This window comes from Paraburkholderia sp. GAS206C, assembly GCF_050435645.1.
Lineage (GTDB): Bacteria > Pseudomonadota > Gammaproteobacteria > Burkholderiales > Burkholderiaceae > Paraburkholderia > Paraburkholderia phenazinium_B.
Genome location: NZ_JBNDKR010000016.1, coordinates 1 through 16,383, shown reverse-complemented (window position 1 = coordinate 16,383; position 16,383 = coordinate 1). Strand labels below are relative to the sequence as shown.

18 protein-coding genes are annotated in these 16,383 nt (G+C 58.2%); 8 read left to right on the top strand and 10 right to left on the bottom strand.

The window, feature by feature from the left end:
- Window positions 1-9 precede the first annotated feature (9 nt).
- Together P3T20_RS34340 and P3T20_RS34335 are read right to left on the bottom strand one after the other, a co-directional pair.
- Window positions 10-1,032 carry an aldo/keto reductase gene (locus tag P3T20_RS34340; protein WP_429289208.1) on the bottom strand — a complete coding sequence of 341 codons (1,023 nt, stop codon included), beginning with the start codon at window positions 1,030-1,032 and terminating at the stop codon, window positions 10-12.
- Between the two features lie 91 nt (window positions 1,033-1,123).
- Complete coding sequence (locus P3T20_RS34335) at window positions 1,124-1,990, bottom strand: NmrA family NAD(P)-binding protein (protein ID WP_429289207.1); 867 nt, start codon at window positions 1,988-1,990, stop codon at window positions 1,124-1,126.
- Between the two features lie 211 nt (window positions 1,991-2,201).
- Between P3T20_RS34335 and P3T20_RS34330 the strand changes: the two genes are divergently transcribed.
- Window positions 2,202-3,116, top strand: a complete 915-nt coding sequence (locus tag P3T20_RS34330) for a LysR family transcriptional regulator (RefSeq protein WP_074266532.1) — start codon at window positions 2,202-2,204, stop codon at window positions 3,114-3,116.
- Window positions 3,117-3,133: 17 nt separating this feature from the next.
- Here P3T20_RS34330 and P3T20_RS34325 read toward each other — a convergent pair whose 3' ends face one another.
- Window positions 3,134-4,042 carry an AraC family transcriptional regulator N-terminal domain-containing protein gene (locus tag P3T20_RS34325; RefSeq protein WP_429289297.1) on the bottom strand — a complete coding sequence of 303 codons (909 nt, stop codon included), beginning with the start codon at window positions 4,040-4,042 and terminating at the stop codon, window positions 3,134-3,136.
- A 299-nt stretch (window positions 4,043-4,341) separates the two neighbouring features.
- On the opposite strand from P3T20_RS34325, the gene P3T20_RS34320 reads away from it, so the two are divergent.
- The 5 genes from P3T20_RS34320 to P3T20_RS34300 all read left to right on the top strand — a co-directional run bounded on the left by P3T20_RS34320 (window position 4,342) and on the right by P3T20_RS34300 (window position 8,883).
- The gene (locus P3T20_RS34320) at window positions 4,342-5,082 is read left to right on the top strand and encodes an SDR family oxidoreductase (RefSeq protein WP_429289206.1); all 741 of its coding nucleotides are present in this window, start codon (window positions 4,342-4,344) and stop codon (window positions 5,080-5,082) included.
- 36 nt (window positions 5,083-5,118) lie between these two features.
- Window positions 5,119-5,880 (top strand): SDR family NAD(P)-dependent oxidoreductase, encoded by a 762-nt coding sequence (locus tag P3T20_RS34315; RefSeq protein ID WP_429289205.1) that lies wholly within the window; start codon window positions 5,119-5,121, stop codon window positions 5,878-5,880.
- 72 nt (window positions 5,881-5,952) lie between these two features.
- Complete coding sequence (locus tag P3T20_RS34310) at window positions 5,953-6,801, top strand: SDR family oxidoreductase (protein WP_429289204.1); 849 nt, start codon at window positions 5,953-5,955, stop codon at window positions 6,799-6,801.
- A 231-nt stretch (window positions 6,802-7,032) separates the two neighbouring features.
- Window positions 7,033-7,797, top strand: coding sequence for a hypothetical protein (locus P3T20_RS34305; RefSeq protein WP_429289203.1), 765 nt, complete (start codon window positions 7,033-7,035; stop codon window positions 7,795-7,797).
- 129 nt (window positions 7,798-7,926) lie between these two features.
- Window positions 7,927-8,883 carry an alpha/beta fold hydrolase gene (locus P3T20_RS34300; protein ID WP_429289202.1) on the top strand — a complete coding sequence of 319 codons (957 nt, stop codon included), beginning with the start codon at window positions 7,927-7,929 and terminating at the stop codon, window positions 8,881-8,883.
- Window positions 8,884-8,951: 68 nt separating this feature from the next.
- Here the strand turns inward: P3T20_RS34300 and P3T20_RS34295 are convergent, their stop codons facing one another.
- From P3T20_RS34295 to P3T20_RS34270, 6 genes are all read right to left on the bottom strand, one after another.
- Complete coding sequence (locus P3T20_RS34295; RefSeq protein WP_074266539.1) at window positions 8,952-9,242, bottom strand: hypothetical protein; 291 nt, start codon at window positions 9,240-9,242, stop codon at window positions 8,952-8,954.
- Between the two features lie 217 nt (window positions 9,243-9,459).
- The gene (locus tag P3T20_RS34290) at window positions 9,460-10,272 is read right to left on the bottom strand and encodes an AraC family transcriptional regulator (RefSeq protein ID WP_429289296.1); all 813 of its coding nucleotides are present in this window, start codon (window positions 10,270-10,272) and stop codon (window positions 9,460-9,462) included.
- A 125-nt stretch (window positions 10,273-10,397) separates the two neighbouring features.
- A complete protein-coding gene (locus P3T20_RS34285; protein ID WP_429289201.1) occupies window positions 10,398-11,573 on the bottom strand; it encodes an FAD-dependent oxidoreductase in 1,176 nt (391 codons plus the stop codon).
- A gap of 12 nt (window positions 11,574-11,585) precedes the next feature.
- Complete coding sequence (locus P3T20_RS34280; RefSeq protein ID WP_429289200.1) at window positions 11,586-12,062, bottom strand: aromatic-ring-hydroxylating dioxygenase subunit beta; 477 nt, start codon at window positions 12,060-12,062, stop codon at window positions 11,586-11,588.
- 87 nt (window positions 12,063-12,149) lie between these two features.
- Window positions 12,150-13,397: an aromatic ring-hydroxylating oxygenase subunit alpha gene (locus tag P3T20_RS34275; protein WP_429289199.1), complete on the bottom strand. Its 1,248-nt coding sequence runs from the start codon at window positions 13,395-13,397 to the stop codon at window positions 12,150-12,152.
- A 101-nt stretch (window positions 13,398-13,498) separates the two neighbouring features.
- Window positions 13,499-13,900, bottom strand: coding sequence for a non-heme iron oxygenase ferredoxin subunit (locus P3T20_RS34270; protein WP_429289198.1), 402 nt, complete (start codon window positions 13,898-13,900; stop codon window positions 13,499-13,501).
- 368 nt (window positions 13,901-14,268) lie between these two features.
- On the opposite strand from P3T20_RS34270, the gene P3T20_RS34265 reads away from it, so the two are divergent.
- The gene (locus P3T20_RS34265) at window positions 14,269-14,979 is read left to right on the top strand and encodes a GntR family transcriptional regulator (protein ID WP_429289197.1); all 711 of its coding nucleotides are present in this window, start codon (window positions 14,269-14,271) and stop codon (window positions 14,977-14,979) included.
- A 9-nt stretch (window positions 14,980-14,988) separates the two neighbouring features.
- Here the strand turns inward: P3T20_RS34265 and P3T20_RS34260 are convergent, their stop codons facing one another.
- Window positions 14,989-15,678 (bottom strand): TetR/AcrR family transcriptional regulator, encoded by a 690-nt coding sequence (locus tag P3T20_RS34260; RefSeq protein WP_429289196.1) that lies wholly within the window; start codon window positions 15,676-15,678, stop codon window positions 14,989-14,991.
- 244 nt (window positions 15,679-15,922) lie between these two features.
- On the opposite strand from P3T20_RS34260, the gene P3T20_RS34255 reads away from it, so the two are divergent.
- Window positions 15,923-16,345: a DUF1275 family protein gene (locus tag P3T20_RS34255; RefSeq protein ID WP_429289195.1), complete on the top strand. Its 423-nt coding sequence runs from the start codon at window positions 15,923-15,925 to the stop codon at window positions 16,343-16,345.
- Window positions 16,346-16,383 lie beyond the last annotated feature (38 nt).

The following is a 16,383-nucleotide window of genomic DNA, read 5'->3' as shown; positions in this document are numbered from 1 at the left end:
CGAACTGACTCAGCCTACAACTCGATCCTTGTCGTGGAACTGCTGCATCCAGTAAGGATATGGCAGCTGCGGCTGCGAAACCTGATTCAGGCGTTCGGTCTGCTCTGCGTTCAAGGCGATCTGCTGAGCGTCGAGGTTAGCGCTCAGTTGATCGTGCGTGCGCGCGCCTACGATGACGGAACAGATTTCGCGGCGCTGCAGAATCCAGGCCAACGCCACCTGAGCCGGCGACGCGTTCAACTCCGTGGCGATGTCACGCAATACACGCACGACAGGATCCGCCTTTGCAGGATCGACCGGCGGAAAATTCAGCCTGGTTCGACGCCCCGCTTCGCCACTGCTTCCCTGCGTGTACTTACCGCTCAGATACCCGCCCGCGAGCGGACTCCACACTAGTAGCGCAACATCATTCGCCTTTGCCACGGGCGCGATCTCATGTTCGACGTCGCGGCTCGTCAGCGCATAGTGAACCTGATTGCTGACGATGCGGGCCCGGTGCGTGCGGGCGGTAATTCCCTGTGCACGCTCCAGATCGCCCGCGCTGAAGTTGCACACGCCGATGTGCCTCACCTTTCCCTGCGTGACAAGATCATCCAGCGCGCGAAGTGTTTCTTCGAGCGGAACGAGTTCATCGCGGTCGTGCAACTGAAACAGGTCGATATGATCGCGGCCAATGCGCCGAAGACTCGTTTCCACCGACCGCATGATGTGCGAGCGGCCGAGCCCGACGTCGTTGTGACCGGCTCCTGTGCGTAGCCGAACTTTGGTCGCGACCAGCATGCGCGATTCGTCGAGCCCGAGGTCGGCCAACACCTGTCCGACGACCGCTTCTGACTGTCCTTGCGAATAGGCGTCAGCGGTATCGATCAGGTTGATGCCGCGCTCGACGGCCATTGCAACAAGCTGGGTGGCCTGCGCACGGTCGAGACCGGCAATTTCGCCCCAGATTCCGGTACCGGCACCAAAGGTCATGGCGCCAAGACAAAGACGGGAAATGCGCAGCCCTGAGCTGCCGAGTGTGCTGTATTCCATAGCGAACCTCTTGATATGAATCTCTTGATGAACGATGGCGGAAAACACCCGGTGACGCGGCATCCTGCTCGCGTCACCGGGTGCGCCTGCTCTAACCTGCCTGGGAGACAAGGCTTCGCACGACGGTTTCCAGTTCCACTTCGCCCTTGACGATGTCCGCTTCCTCGCCTTCGAAGGCGATCCAGCCTTCATTGAACCCGTCGAGCATGCGCATACGCGGCAACGGTTCCTTCATCCCCTGAGAGCGGAACAGCGCCTCCCACGTTTCGCGCAGCACCACTTCCGCACGAACCGGACGACCGAGGACCTTTGCAAATGCCTCGGCCAGATCGTTAGGACTCACACGTTGTGGCCCCTCAAGCTCGACGACACGCACGCCGCGCCAGGTTTGTTGAAGCAGTTGTGCGGCAACTCGACCGACGTCCGCGGTTGCGACCATCGGCACAGCCTTGTCGAGCGGTTGCAGAAAGCTGGCGATCATCCCTTCGTCACGGGCCGGCGCAACGTCCCATGCGGCGTTTTCCATAAACCAGCCTGGCCGCAGGAATGTCACGGGCATCGATAACTCATGAAGCGCTTGCTCCATCAGCGTACGTTGCGTGAGCAGATTGGTCTCGGTGGCCTGCGCGCCGATCGTCGACAGGCAGACCACCTTGCCGGGTGCCGCGGACTCAAGCGCACCGCGCACGGCGTCAATGACAGCGCGTGCCTCGGGAAAGCCCGGCAACGGATCGAAGTCGGATGGCGGCAGAATGAAGACCCCTTGCGTGCCCTCGAACGCGGCGGTGAGGGAAGCCGCGTCGTCCATGCTGGCTGTCACCACTTCACATCCTTGCTCGGCCCACCACCGTGCCCGGGCGGCATCGCGTACAACCGCGCGTACCGGTTGGCCCGCTGCGAGCAACGTGCGCGCCACCGCACCGCCGACCTTTCCTGTTATCCCTGTGATTGCATACATTGCAGTTTCTCCTTGCATAGATAGTCGCGGCAGGGAAGTTGAACGGTCATCTCGCGCTCCCTGGAAATTGGAATGAAGTGAGGTTGAAACGTACTGTTGGGGTGCATTGTGGGCAAATTCGATAAGAAACTGAATGACATGAATGGCACTTGTGAAATGACGGATAGTCACTAATGAGTCATAGTGCAGTTTTTGACCCAGGGTCAGCCCAATGAGATCGCCTAGCGAAAATCTCTCCAGCGGTATCAGCGTATTTGCTGCCGTCGTCGATGCGAAGACGTTCGCAGCTGCGTCCGAATTGATGGGCATGTCACCGCCCGGGGTTAGCCGGGCAATCGCCCGGCTCGAAAAGCGGTTGAAAATACGGCTCTTCAATCGGACGACCCGCGCCGTTTCCCTCACTGAAGAGGGCCGACGGTTCTATGAGCAGGTCATGCCGCACCTAAGAGGAATGGAAGAAGCGGCCACAGCCGCTGCAGGAGGCGTCGCGACAGTACGCGGAAAGCTGCGAATCAACCTTGATCCGGCCTTTTTGCGAATCGCTCTGAGCCCGAAGCTCGACGAATTCATGGATGCGCATCCTGAACTTGAACTCGAGTTCATTGCGAGAGATCAGCTCGGTGACCTCATCGTGGACGGCTTCGATCTCGCCTTGCGATTTGGCAAACCCCGTTCATCCAGTCTGGTTGCGCGAAAGCTTCTGGACACTGCAGTTGTTACAGTCGCAGCACCCTCATACCTCGCTCGCCGGGGTCGGCCAACAGAGCCACAAGAGCTGGGGCGCGGTGTGCACAGGTGCCTCGAATTCCGGAACCCGGAAACAGGAAAGCCGTATCCGTGGGAGTTTCATCGCAAGCGCAAAAAGCTTGTTGTCGAAACGAATGGACGGCTCACGGTGAATGATCCGAGCGCGCTCCTCAATGCGTGTCTGGCAGGCTCCGGCGTCGCGCAGGTGTTGCTGCTCGGAGCCGAGCCCCTGATCCGCGAGGGACGGCTCGTCAACCTGTTCCCAGACTGGCCGGATGAGCGCTTCCCGCTCTATGCATACCATCCATCGCGGCACCACACGCCGGCCAAGACAAGGGTATTTCTTGACTTTATCGTCGCCTTGACGAGTACAACTTAGCAAATCGACTTCATGGGTCAATGAGATGCGGCGAAATCGTCGATCTTTGCAGCTGGAGATAGCGCGAACGATGCCCGCATATCCCGAGCTTCATCGACCGGCGAGCGCCCGAAAAAGCGCTTGAACTCGCGACTGAACTGCGATGGGCTCTCGTAACCGACACGCGCCGACGCGGAGGCCGCCGTCAAGCCGTCGCGAATCATCAGCAAACGCGCCTGATGCAGACGCGTCGACTTGATGTATTGAATCGGCGAGGTCAACGTAACAGTTCTGAAGTTGACGTGAAACGCGGGAACGCTCATCCCCGCCTCTTCCGCGAGACTACTGACATCCAATGACTGCGCATAGTCGGTGTGAATTCGCCGCAGCGCTTTCGCCACCCGCCCGAAGCGGCCCTGATGCGCGAGCGCGGCCCTCATCGCTGCACCACGTTCCCCGATCAATACCCGGTAGCAGATTTCCCGCACGATTGCAGGCCCCAGTACCTCGGCGTCCAGCGGTGAACTCAGGGCTTGCAGCAGACGCAAGGTCGCTTCGGCCAGGTCTCCTTGAAGCGGCGTCGATACGATCCCGAGCGGTGTGCCTTGCTGATGGCGTCCGGAACGGTCGATCACCAGAATCAGATCGGTCAGTTCGATCAGATCGAGACGCAACGTCACGGCCAGCATCGGCTCGGCCTCGCTCGCTTCGGTTTCAGTCGAGAACGGCAGGGGCACGGACAGAATCAGATAGTGCTGGGCATCGTATACGTACACCTCTTCGCCCAGGAAACCCAGCTTGCGCCCCTGACACACGATCACGATGCTGGGCTCGTACAGCACGGGGGTGCGCCCCAGCGGCCGGTTCGAGCGCATGAACCGCACGCCCTCCAGCGAGGACTGGGTGTACCCCTCATTCGGCGCCAGTCGCTCAAGCAGACTCACCATTCTTGCGGAAGCAGCGTTGTCGGCAACGGTCACGAGAACTCCTCTCTCACCGGATCAGGTGGAGGAATTCTACTGGATGCGATCGACAGGCTGCATCCACTTCAATAGGAATAGGCAATGCCGCAATTGTCGCGTGTATTCGCGCGCAGGCACCCGGCTCATAAGATGAGTCATCGGTTGCACGGTGCAGCCGAAGCGCCCGGGAGACCGCGCCGCGATTGCCTTGCCGCTTCATGCGCAAACTTCGCTGCCTCTCCCTTGGACCAACCGGCACAGATTGCCGAAACGGAGAACGCAGCGTGGCAACGCAAACCAGTCAACCTAAAGTCATCCTCATCACCGGAGCAAGCAGCGGTATCGGCGAAGCAGCGGCCCGCCTGCTCGCCGCCCAGGGACATCAGCTCGTGATCGGCGCGCGCCGCACGGAGCGACTCGCGGCGCTGGCCGAGGAGATCCAGACGAGCGGCGGCTCTGTTCGTTACCGGGCACTTGACGTCACGTCTAGCGCCGACGTCAACGCGTTCGCCCAGTTCGCATTGGACGCCTTCGGCCGCATCGACGTGATCGTCAACAACGCCGGCGTGATGCCTTTGTCACCCCTGAGCGCGACAAAAGTGGACGAATGGAATCGCATGATAGACGTGAACATCCGCGGCGTGCTGCACGGCATCGCTGCCGTCCTGCCGGTCATGGAGCGCCAGGGGTTCGGCCAGGTCATCAATATGTCCTCGATAGGCGGCCTGTCCGTCTCGCCGACGGCCGCCGTGTATTGCGCCACCAAGTTCGCCGTGCGCGCCATCTCGGACGGCCTGCGGCAAGAAACCGACAAGGTTCGCGTGACCGTGATCTGCCCGGGCGTCGTGGAGTCGGAGCTGGCCGATTCGATCTCCGACGACACCGCGCGCGCAGCGATGCGCGACTTCCGCCGCGTTGCGCTGACGTCGGACGCGATTGCACGCTCGATCGCCTATGCGATCGAGCAGCCGGCTGACGTCGATGTCAGCGAAATCGTCGTGCGTCCGACAGCGAGCCCTTTCTAACCATTCTCATCCCTCAACTCGAAGGAGATATTCATCATGACTTCGTCCGCATCCACCAACCAGCCGTTCGCCGGCAAAGTCGCTATCGTCACCGGAGCGGCTAGCGGCATTGGACTCGCCACCACCGAACTGCTGCACTCACAAGGCGCCAGCGTGATCGCCGTCGGACGCGGCACCAACGTCGAAGCGTTGGGCCGTCCGGGGATCGTCCCGCTTATCGCCGATGTCGCGCATGAGGAAAGCGCGGTGCGTGCCGTGTCCACCGCAATGGAACGCTTTGGCAAGCTAGATATTCTCGTCAACAACGCCGCGATCATCATTAACAAGCCGGTTGTCGAGATGACGCTAGACGACTGGAATAGCATTCAGGCGGTCAACTCCACCGGTGCGTTCCTGTTCTCGCGCGAAGCTATGCGCGCGATGATGCCGGCGAAGACCGGTGCCATCGTCAACGTTGGGTCGTATGCATGCTATCAGGGGTTTCCGCTGATCGCCGCCTACGCGGCTTCGAAAGGTGCGCTCGCCCAGTTGACGCGCGCCATGTCGCTCGAAGCGATCGATCACGGCATTCGTGTCAATGCCGTGGGATCCGGCGACGCGGTCACGAACATCACGAATCACATCCACAAGGATGGTCCGGCCTTCCTTGCCGAGCACGGCAAAAACTCGCCCATCAAGCGGGCGGCCGACCCGCGGGAAATTGCTGAAGTGATCGCCTTTCTGGCGTCCGAGAAGGCCAGCTATATCGTCGGCGCGGTCGTGATGGCGGACGGCGGTATGAGCGTAGCGCTCAAGTAAGACTCGGACCAGATTCTTTTAAACCGTAGCATTTGGTTAATTCTGTACTACTTATTTATCAAGGAAATTATCATGAGCAATTCTGCAAAAATCTGGTTCGTCACTGGCGCATCGAAAGGCGTCGGCCAACGACTCGTGCGGCAACTCCTCGCTCGTAGCGATCACGTCGCGGCGACCTCGCGAACCGTGGCGTCGCTGACGGAAGCCATCGGCCCCGCCTCGGGACAATTTCTTCCACTGCAAGTGGATCTGACCAGCGACCAGAGCGTACGCTCGGCCATTGAGCAAACCATCGACACGTTTGGCAAGATTGACGTGATCGTCAATAACGCCGGCTATGCCCAGCAGGGAACCGTCGAAGCCCTCTCCGAAGAAGAGCTTCGTCAAAATTTCGAAGTCAACCTGTTCGCGCCGCTGACGGTACTGCGGCACGCGCTCCCGCATCTGCGCAAGCAGCGTGGCGGGCATATCATCAACATCGCTTCGATCGTCGGTTACCAGGGCGGCTACGCCGGCTGGGGCAGTTATGTGGCGAGCAAGTTCGCGCTTGCGGGCCTGACCGAGTCGCTCGCGGTCGAGGTGGCCGAGTTTGGCATCAAGGCAACGGTGGTGTACCCGGGGCCGGTGCGCACGGAGTTTTTGTCGAGTGGCGCGCTGGCAGTGGCCAAACGCCAGATTGATGAATACACCGAAGCAAAGGCGTCGCTCGATCTGCACCTGGGCACGCTGCACGGTCATCAGGCCGGCGATCCGGACAAGCTGGCCATGTTGATCATGCAGGCCGTGAACGTCGCCGAACCGCCGGTGCACCTGTTCGCCGGCAAGATCGCCAACGAACTGGCGGCACAAAAAGCCGCAGCGGTTCAACGCGACCTTGATGCGTGGAAAGGCTCATCGGAAGCAACGGACTTTGCCGAGTAACGTCAAAAGCGGGCAGCGCCCAGCGATGGGCGCTGCTTTACCGGAGAAATCCAACGTTCAAGTAAATAGCGAGCAAAAAATCCCTATCGTTTGCTCGAATCCGGCACTATCGTCATAGTAACGACGCGCGCCACTGGATTACGCTGCCGGCCACATATTCTGCAGCATGGGTGCCAAGGTGGCTCGGCAAGAGTTAGCTGACCCGCGTGATCGAACGAGGCCATTTTCCACATGGATCACTACGTCTTTTCTGCCTTCGTGTTTGCGCTCGTTCTTTCGAGCGCAGCGCTAGGGTCGTATGTACGCTCAAGACTGGCAGATCACCACTTTGAGGAATCCTCGCTTGCCGCGATGCGTATTGCCGTTGGTCTCGTAGCGACGCTGTCGGCATTGGTGCTGAGTCTGCTGATTTCGTCCGGGAAGTCCTCGCTCGACCTGGTCAATACCGCGCTCCAACACAATGCTGTCACGATGATCCGGCTAGACCGAACCCTGTCCCAGTTCGGTCCGTCGGCCGACGGCCTGCGCCTTCAAATAAAAAACGACTATGGCCGATGGATCTCCTTTCTGTTTTCCAACAAAACGGGAACGCCCGCAGAGGCAGAGACGCGAGAAATCCTCCAGAGTACTTACGACATCCAGGGACGCATTTTCGCTTTGCAGGCTGCCGGCCCCTCACAGGAGAGATTCCGTGACCACGCGATGGAACTTTGGGACGACATATTCGCCGGCCGCTGGCTCGCGTTCGAACACAGAAAGGGCCTGATTCCAACTCCTTTGATTGCGGTCCTCGTCGGCTGGCTGGTGGTCATATTCGGCATATTTGGTTTCAGCGCCCCAAGAAACTGGAGCATGTGCGTCGTGTTTCTTCTTTGCGCCCTATCGACTACAACTGCCGTGTTCGTTGTCCTCGATCTCGACACACCCTTCCAGGGCATGGTCAATGTATCGAAGACGCCGATGATGGATGCACTCAAGTTCATCGGCAACTCCTAGGGCGCATGACATGCTCCCTCTAAAGACATCGGGGCCCAGGCTGACGACTCCCCTCCTCATTCGACGCTAATAGTCGATCAATACACTTGACGTGTTGCGTCGATCATCATCGAGTCAAGGAGCGTCCATATGAACAAGCCGCTAAGATCCACGGCACTCGCGATTACATTGGCGTGTGTCACGCTGTCAACCGCCGCTCACGCGCGAACCGTGAGCTATCCGCATGAAGCGGCGTGCGTGGCGCCGTCTGCTACGTCATCGATCTATGCAGGTCATCGCGAACAGATCGCGAACACACCACGCGGTCCGCTCGCCTACTACCGGTTTGGTCATGGCAGTCCGCTTCTGCTCGTCACCGGCTATCGCGCGACGGTGTCCGAATGGGACGCAGCGTTTCTCGCCGAACTCGCGAAACACCATGACGTCATCGTCTTCGACAATCGTGGCATCGGACGTTCGATGCCGGACGCGTCGAACTTCACCATCGACGACATGGCGAGCGATACTGCCGCATTGATCGACTCGTTGGCGCTAAAGCATGCGACGGTCGTCGGATGGTCGATGGGCGGCTCGATCGTGCAGCAACTCGCGATCGACAAGCCCAAGGCGATCGGCAAAATGGTGCTGATGAGTGCGTTGGCGCCGGGCCGAGCCGGCTCGCCGGTGCCTGCGGACGTCATGGCGAAACTGGCGGGCAGCCCTGGCGTCACGTTCAACGACATCATGGCCGTTCTGTTCCCGGCACCAAGCGTACAAGACGCCGAACGGTGCTTCGCCAAGGATATGTTCAAGCCGTCCGGCTACCACTCATCCGCCATTTCGAACGCGGTTACGGATGGCCAATCCGCCTCGCTCAAAGAGTGGGAAACGGACGATGCAGCCGCTGATGCGTTGCGCTCGGTGCGTATCGATACGTTAATGCTGTCGGGAACCGACGATGCCGTCGTCGCCAAAGAGAACGCCTTGGCGCTCACGCACTTATTGCCGCATGCTCATCTTCTGCTGGTTGAGCACGGAGGACACGCGATGATGTATCAATACCCGGTCGCACTGGCGCGTGCGATCGATTCATTTGCACGTCACTGATGTGCTGCAATTGAGGACGCGAAAAGCGGCGAACGGGGATAGAGGACGTTACGCCGCGCGTCCGATCATTAGCGCCAGTAGCCGTATCCATATCCATAGTGCCCATACCATCCGCCCGGGCGGCCGTAATAACCGACGACCACGGGCGGCGCATACACGGGCGGCGGGGGCGCGTAATAGATGGGCGCAGGCGGCGGTGCATAGACCGCCACGGGCGCGACGGGCACCGCGGCCACCATCGGCATCATTGGCACCGCCGGCACTCCGACGCTCAAACCGACGAATACATGAGCCTCGGCAACACTCACGAGGCCGACGCTTAATACGGCGGCGACTACCGCCTGGCGAATCCCTTTCATGTCTTTCTCCTTGACCTCCGGCGCAGCGCATTGACTGCATCGGTTGACATGCATTCTGGTCGATGAAAGTGAGGAGAGAATGAGGACTGTTGATGGATGAAACGGCCGTGGATCGCGACGTAATTCGTTGAGACGGTGCTACATATGTCCCTCGTTTCTGCCCGATTCACGGCGTCTGCGATTCGTTTGTCTATGCGCAGAGGGCAAGTTCCGACCGTCACTCAGACGGTGAGCTGGTTTCCCTCATTCGCGAGATCGACGCAAAGTACCGTGCAGGGGGTTGCCCAAGAGCTTTTTTGAACATGGTGATGAATGCAGTCACGGACTCATAGCCGAGATCACCGGATACCCGCTGTACCGATGCCCCGCCCGCCAGTTCTCTGATGGCGAAGAGCAAATGGAACAACTGCCGCCAACGACCGAAAGTCAGCCCCGTCTCGGCAACGATCAAGCGGGCCAATGATCGCTCGCTCATCGCCACACGCCTGGCCCATTGCTCGATTGTGCGGCGGTCACCTGGGTTGGCACGCAACGCGTTCTCAATCTCAGTTATTTTTGGATGGTCGCTGACCGGCAGGCAAAGCCTTTCCATTGGCATTCGTGCCAACTCATCCAGCAGCACACGTGCAAGACGATCAGTATGGCTATCTGGTTCGTATTCTTGATCAATGCTGGCCAGATGCAGGATCATCTCTCTCACCACCGGCGAAATCGCGAGCGTACAACACTGCTTCGGCAAATCAACGAGGTCGGGCTCGACGAAGAGGTAGTACAGTTTTGCGTTTGCCGTTGTGCGATTGCTGTGGGGTAATCCTCCGGGAATCCATACGCCACAATGCGGGGGCACCATCCACAATGCCTTGTCCACCTGGCACGTTACCGCGCCATGCAGCGCAAGCACCAGTTGACACTTGCGGTGCTGATGCACCGGGATCTCCGCTTCATATTCCTTGACCTGAAGCCGAAACGCTAATGCGGGCCGATCGCTCCTGTCGGGATTAAGCTCAGAGATGAAGGAATTGGACGTCATTTTTCGACTGCGATCTTTACTCGCGATACGTTTGCTGCTGGCAAACATTCAAGCGCCAGTTCCCGCATGTCGCATGGGCCGCGACATGCAGTGAACACGAAGACGAGGCTCGCTATTGCAACCGATCAGGCAGACATCCGCGCCTCAAATACCGATGTTAGCTCGCTTTCCCGACTGACCTGATCACCAGACAGTGCGTATCCAGCCATTGCTCCACCCTCTTCGACAAATATCGCGTACACGCCCTTGCTATCGCTATTCTGCATCTGCCACCCACCACGGGTACCGACCGGAGGCAAGACGACGCGTACTGGGTGCGCTGGAGTCTTGACGTCGATAGGCATCGGGGGATAGTGCACCGGAGTGGCCACTCCGGTCAGCGTTGCGGCCAATGCTCGCGCCCCATGCTGAACTGGCTCGAGGAACGGCAACACGCTGCCGTCCAGTTCTGCGCAATCTCCGATTGCGTAGATGTCCGGTGCGGATGTTTGCAAATAGCGATCGACAACGATGCCCCGGTTGATCTGTAATGGCGGCTCGGCGCGGACGGGTTGCGGAATGAGTCCGATTGCGGCAATCACTACATCGCACACGATATGAAGGCCGTTGTCGCCCGTTATCACAAGCTGGCGTCCATCAGTCTCTGCGGTATCGATGGATTCGATGATCGCACCGGGATGCCACTGTACGCCCTCGGCGACCAATGCTTGCGTCACCGTGTCGGCCGCTTCGGGCGGCAAGAATCGGTCTAGCATACGCATCGACACGTCGAGCAGGTCGACGCTATAGCCTCCAGCGAGCAAATCGTTTGCGAGTTCACACCCCACCAGTCCTGCGCCGATTATCGCTACCTTTGACGCGCCGTCAAGCGCGGCAAGCAACGTCTCGTACTCCGAAAGACTGTTAACAGATAGCACCCGGCTAACGGCATTTCCACCGAACTGAGGAACCCGTGCCTGCGCCCCGACTGCCAGCACGAGCTTGCCGTACCCGATCTGCCCACCCTCGGACAGATACAGACTGTGCGCGACCGGATCGATCCACTCGACGCTCAGGTTCGGCTCGATCTCGGCATTGAGCCGTTTCGCCATCTGCTCCCTGGGCGTGCCCGCCAATTGCGCCAGGCTCATCTTCTGGGCAAAAGCATTGGACAACATCGGCTTTGAATATTGGTTGCCGTCATCGCAGCTCAACATTAACAAACCTACGTTCCGGTCGCGACGTCGTAGTTCGCGGGCCACTGTATAACCCGCGAAGCCGGTGCCAACGATAACGATAGGGTATTCGGTGCCGCGGCTCATGGTGTCACCATTTCAGACGGGTACGACAATGAGTGTGTCCACGCAGCTCGAATCGAGTACGGCGATCTTCTCGCGAAAGCGCAGACCTTCCGTAGTCTCGACGATTTCGTCATGCCATACGCCGGAAAGGAACAACATGCTGTCTCCGCTCTCCATAATCCGCACGATGGCAAACCCCATGCGCGTACGGATCGTCCCATCTTCGGTGGTCTCCACGTGCAACGCACCGAGCAAATGTCGATACCGTTGTGGCTCGAAGATATTTGCCTTTTTCATCGAGTTGATCCGGTCAATCAGCATGCCCTTGCTGTTGCACTGAATAATGCCGATAGGCAACGACTTGCGACGCGCTTCTCGCGTCGTGATCTGATAAAAGCAGACATCTTCGAAAAAGTCAGGCCACTCCTGATAGCGTTCTTCGTCGATGCAGTCAGCGTAGGCGTCGTACAGCGGCCTTACGCGATGAAAAAGTTCGGTGGATCCCGACACGATTGCCTTCCTTGAATAAGTAGATCTTATGTGCGCGGCGCACCGCGGCGGCGCCGCGCGAACTGTAGAACTATTTGCGTGAAAAGGTCACAGTTGCATGTACTTGCGATACGTCTGCCAGAATCCGCGGACTGACGCTTCACTGACGCGTGATTCCTGGCTTTCAACAGTTCGCCCGCCCATTTCGAGCACTGTCTCACGGCCTTGGTTGCCGACGATCGCACGCTGGACGAAGCTTCCGATCACACCGTCTTCCATCGAAACGAGGCCCGCTGGCCCCACCAGGTTACTCAGGGCTACGCGGATATCGGTCTCTTCCTGAGTATCCGATTCGTAGCCGAACATGATCCATACGAGCTCGCAGCCGTTCACACCACGCGGAATGAGCAGACGCAATGCAAGCGAGTTCTGGATTTGCTGGACGATCAGGTTGGGAAAAATGCCTTGAATGGCGTGCGTGATGCCGTCTTCGAATTCAGGCCAGCTTTTGAGAATCCGACCATCGTGCAGCGCAAATTCGTCGTTTTGCGCGCGAATGCCGCCGCTCTCGTAATCTGTACCGCTACCGGAGTCGGTCGCCATTTTCGAGTAGCTGATGTGGTGGCCACCATCGCCCTCAAGAATCAGGCCGCCCTGCATTGAAAGCCGGTTCAGCTTGAAAGTGGTGAAGAACGTATGAAGCAGGCTTGCGTGATAGGAGTCCTTTACGTTTTCCATGTACAACTTCCAGTTGTTGTGCATGTATTGCGAAAACGTACCGAGAATCCTGATCTTCTTGGCAAAAATACGCCGGATATGGGCGCACATCTTTGGCCCAAGAAACTCTTCGAGGTCTGGCGCAGTTTCGTCGAAAGATACGAACAGGAGGCCGCAGAGCGTTTGGACACGCAGTTTCTGAAGATTGTGATCGCAGGTACGGAAATCTTCGGGCAAGCCGCCCTTGCCGCGCACACCCTTATGGAACGCAACGGTCTTCAGGTTTCCCTCAAGATCGTACGACCAGTTATGGTAGACACATGTAAAAGCATCGCGATTACCGGTTTTCTCATAGCACAGCGTTGAACCCCGATGCGCGCAACGGTTGACGAAGGCGCTATAGCTGTTGGCGGAGCTCTTCACGACCACGACGGGCGTGTCGCCGACGAAATTTGTCTTGAAGTCGCCGACGGCAGGCACTTCCACGTCGACGCCAACAAAGTTCCATATCGGCCCCTTGAACAAGGCATCCTGTTCATTTTCGTAAAGCGCATCGTCCGTATAGATCTCGAACGGAACCCGGCTCACGCCTGCTTCCGGCCATTGGATACGTTGATCCTGTAAAACTACGTCGCCCATCCTCGCCTCCTGAAGTTACATTGAGCGCGGGCCGCCTTTCGCGACATCCGCGTTCACCCTGTTGCTGCCCCGCACTCGTTGATGAGCGCCTGAGCCGATGCTTAATTTCCGGCGTCCGGAAGGTCCACCCAGACCTCGTCGCCCCGGACGTCTACCTCATAGGTCGCCAGATCGACAGTCAGCGGCGAACAAAGCGCCTTACCCGACCGGATGTCAAAGCGCCCCTGATGCAACGGACACTCGATTTCGCCGTTCTCCTGATATCCATCACTTAGCAGAGCAAACTGATGAGTACAGATATTCGACGTTGCATACACGGCGTCACCGACGAGATACACCGCGATTCGATGCCGCCCCACACTGCAGGCCGCCGGATAGTCCGGCGATAGCTCGGACAGTTTCACAACATTCAGCCAGGACACGTTCACCCCTCCCAAGGAAAGCCGCAGTGCGGCGAACAGACGTGACGACAACGGCTTGTGTCCGTGCTGCTCTTTCGACATATCGTATATCGCATTTTTTTGGATCGCAAGTTATTTTGGCACTACGGCTCAGCTGAAGCCCTATTTGCAGGGGTTCTAAAGGCATTTTTGGGCGAGATCCAGAGGAAGACCGTTCGATTTCCGCATATTTATATCGATGTATAAATATTCGGCTACAATCTGGGCGGATGGGTGCCGCGAGGGCAAAAGGACCGGATTGCCGGCTGACGAGCAGGCTGAGCGTTCTGACTGGTACTGCATCCTGTGGAGGAAAGCGCAATGATCCGCTCGGCTGTCGCGTGTGCGAGCGAGCCCGTATAATTTCGGTCTGCGCCGGAGCTTATCCAGAACATCAATGATCCGGACATGACTAGGATGGGTTGAGAGAAATGCCAGTAAAAGCTCGAATCGGGCGCGCGCTTGCGCGCCGCGAGTCGATGCATGTTGCCATTCTGGAACAGCTTCGGCTCGATATCGTGGAAGGCCGCTGGCAAGCCGGCGAGCGCCTGCCGGAACCCCTGCTTTGTGAGGAATTTGGCGTATCGCGCACGCCGCTACGTGACGCGTTCCGGATTCTGGAAGCAGAAAGGCTAGTCGAGCTGATACCGCACGTCGGTGCCGTGGTGACGGCACCCGATGCCTCGGACATCACTGGTGCATTCGAGGTGCTGGCATTGATCGAGGGCGCCGCCGCCGAATCCGTCGCGCGCAGGCAGCCCCCCGAGGTGCTGAAAAAGCTCAGCAAGACGACCGAACTTATGCAGATTGCTTTGGAAAAAGGCAATCATCGCCGGTACTTCGAGCTCAATGACGACTTCCATTACGCGATCGTCGAAGGGGCTGACAACCCCGTCATGCGACAGACTCACGAGCATCTGATGTGGCACGTGCACCGCATCCGGCACACAATCAACCGCCACCGCCCATTCAGCCGTGAGGCCGGAACGGGCGAAGAGCATCAGGCAATCATTCAGGCCATTCTCGATGGAGACGCGGGACGCGCTTTTGCGCTTTCGCGCGCGCATCTACTGGGCGTGGGTGCCGCGACTCTGACCAACGCCGGACTGGTTCAACCCGAGGCTGCAGGCGAGTCTGCCTGAGGCGCAAGCTTATTTCGCAGCTGCCGCCTGCAGGCCGCCCACCACGAAGCTCGTCAATTGCTCAAGCACCTCGACCGGATCTCCGGGATTGCAAATATCCTTGGCAAGCACTTCTAGCCGGTGACTGTCTGAGAATGCGTAAAGATAGGCGCCGATCATTAGCGTCACACGCCAGTACAGATCTTTTTCGGGCAATCCCGGCAACACCTTGCGCAGCGCGTCCACGTAAGCCTTTGTCGATTCGCTATACGCCAGACTACGCAGCTTGTACGACACTTCCGGCGGTTCGGTGTGGAGCCGCGCCTGCAGCCTGATGAAGGCCCGTCCCGAAACCGTTGCGCGCAAGTCAACGATCGGCTTCAGAAAGGCACGGACGATTTGCTCGAGCTTGGCATTGTCGCCGTGTGCCTCTATCTGTTCGAGTAGCTGCACCCGGTCAGCCGATATCTTCGTCGCGCGACGCAGAAAAACCTCTTCAAACAGCTGCTGCTTGGTGCCGAAATAATAGGTGATCAGCGCCTGGGTCACACCACACGACACCGCAACCTCGCGTAGCGTCGTACCCGCATATCCGCGGTGAGAAAAATCGACCTCCGCGGCGTCCAGGATGCTTTCTTTCTGGTTCTCAGTAGCCCCTGCGGGCCGGCCCAGTGCCCCGCGACGCCGCAAAGCACCCTGAGGGTGTTCTGATTTATTCATGGCTGTAGTTTTGAAAATCCACTTTGCGGAAACGATTGCCCGCGCCTCTGTTGAGCCGCGCAAATGGAATTATACGGCCGCACAGTAAAGAACGCCTCTCGTAGCACCACCATAGTGCAACCCAGCCGACCATTACCCTGGACAACGAGTTCACATCCCGCGCATTTATCGCATACCTATACCCTGAGCAGACGTAATTATTCAATCGTATAATATTGACTGAACGTCCTTGGTCCAGGTACGAATGACAGATAAGCAACCGGTTTGCATCATGCAGAGACATCCCAGGAAATGGCTTCCGGACGAAGGGGCATTGACCGTTTTCACGCTCTGCTTCGTGGGTGGATGCATGGACTGTGTAAGTTACCTGCTGCTCTTTCATGTCCTGCTGGGCGTGATGACTGTCAACACCATGATCGGCATTATTGGAATAATTCATCACACAAATATTCACGACGCCATATTGCACCTGTCGACGGTAGCTGGATTTTTAATGATGGTGTTGGGTCATCATTTAGCAGCCAGGCGAAAAGGGAAGGCTCAGACCAGTTGCGCGTTTTATTGCCTCATCCTGGAGCTTGTCATAATCCTTGCGTACGCGTGCATTGCCTGTCGAGGCTTCTTTCAGATGTCGGGGTTGGGACTTTTTAGAAATGTCCGGTTTTAAGGTTCAGAAATATCTATGTTAGAGGGCTTTTGAGCACC

Bases quoted from the DNA above. Each gene is read 5' to 3' on its own strand.
- P3T20_RS34295 (WP_074266539.1), bottom strand. From the start codon at position 9,242: ATGAAAGGGATTCGCCAGGCGGTAGTCGCCGCCGTATTAAGCGTCGGC.
- P3T20_RS34255 (WP_429289195.1), top strand. From the start codon at position 15,923: ATGACAGATAAGCAACCGGTTTGCATCATGCAGAGACATCCCAGGAAA.
- P3T20_RS34335 (WP_429289207.1), bottom strand. From the start codon at position 1,990: ATGTATGCAATCACAGGGATAACAGGAAAGGTCGGCGGTGCGGTGGCG.
- P3T20_RS34265 (WP_429289197.1), top strand. From the start codon at position 14,269: ATGCCAGTAAAAGCTCGAATCGGGCGCGCGCTTGCGCGCCGCGAGTCG.
- P3T20_RS34315 (WP_429289205.1), top strand. From the start codon at position 5,119: ATGACTTCGTCCGCATCCACCAACCAGCCGTTCGCCGGCAAAGTCGCT.
- P3T20_RS34275 (WP_429289199.1), bottom strand. From the start codon at position 13,397: ATGGGCGACGTAGTTTTACAGGATCAACGTATCCAATGGCCGGAAGCA.
- P3T20_RS34300 (WP_429289202.1), top strand. From the start codon at position 7,927: ATGAACAAGCCGCTAAGATCCACGGCACTCGCGATTACATTGGCGTGT.
- P3T20_RS34285 (WP_429289201.1), bottom strand. From the start codon at position 11,573: ATGAGCCGCGGCACCGAATACCCTATCGTTATCGTTGGCACCGGCTTC.
- P3T20_RS34310 (WP_429289204.1), top strand. From the start codon at position 5,953: ATGAGCAATTCTGCAAAAATCTGGTTCGTCACTGGCGCATCGAAAGGC.
- P3T20_RS34260 (WP_429289196.1), bottom strand. From the start codon at position 15,678: ATGAATAAATCAGAACACCCTCAGGGTGCTTTGCGGCGTCGCGGGGCA.
- P3T20_RS34270 (WP_429289198.1), bottom strand. From the start codon at position 13,900: ATGTCGAAAGAGCAGCACGGACACAAGCCGTTGTCGTCACGTCTGTTC.
- P3T20_RS34305 (WP_429289203.1), top strand. From the start codon at position 7,033: ATGGATCACTACGTCTTTTCTGCCTTCGTGTTTGCGCTCGTTCTTTCG.
- P3T20_RS34340 (WP_429289208.1), bottom strand. From the start codon at position 1,032: ATGGAATACAGCACACTCGGCAGCTCAGGGCTGCGCATTTCCCGTCTT.
- P3T20_RS34290 (WP_429289296.1), bottom strand. From the start codon at position 10,272: ATGACGTCCAATTCCTTCATCTCTGAGCTTAATCCCGACAGGAGCGAT.
- P3T20_RS34330 (WP_074266532.1), top strand. From the start codon at position 2,202: ATGAGATCGCCTAGCGAAAATCTCTCCAGCGGTATCAGCGTATTTGCT.
- P3T20_RS34325 (WP_429289297.1), bottom strand. From the start codon at position 4,042: ATGGTGAGTCTGCTTGAGCGACTGGCGCCGAATGAGGGGTACACCCAG.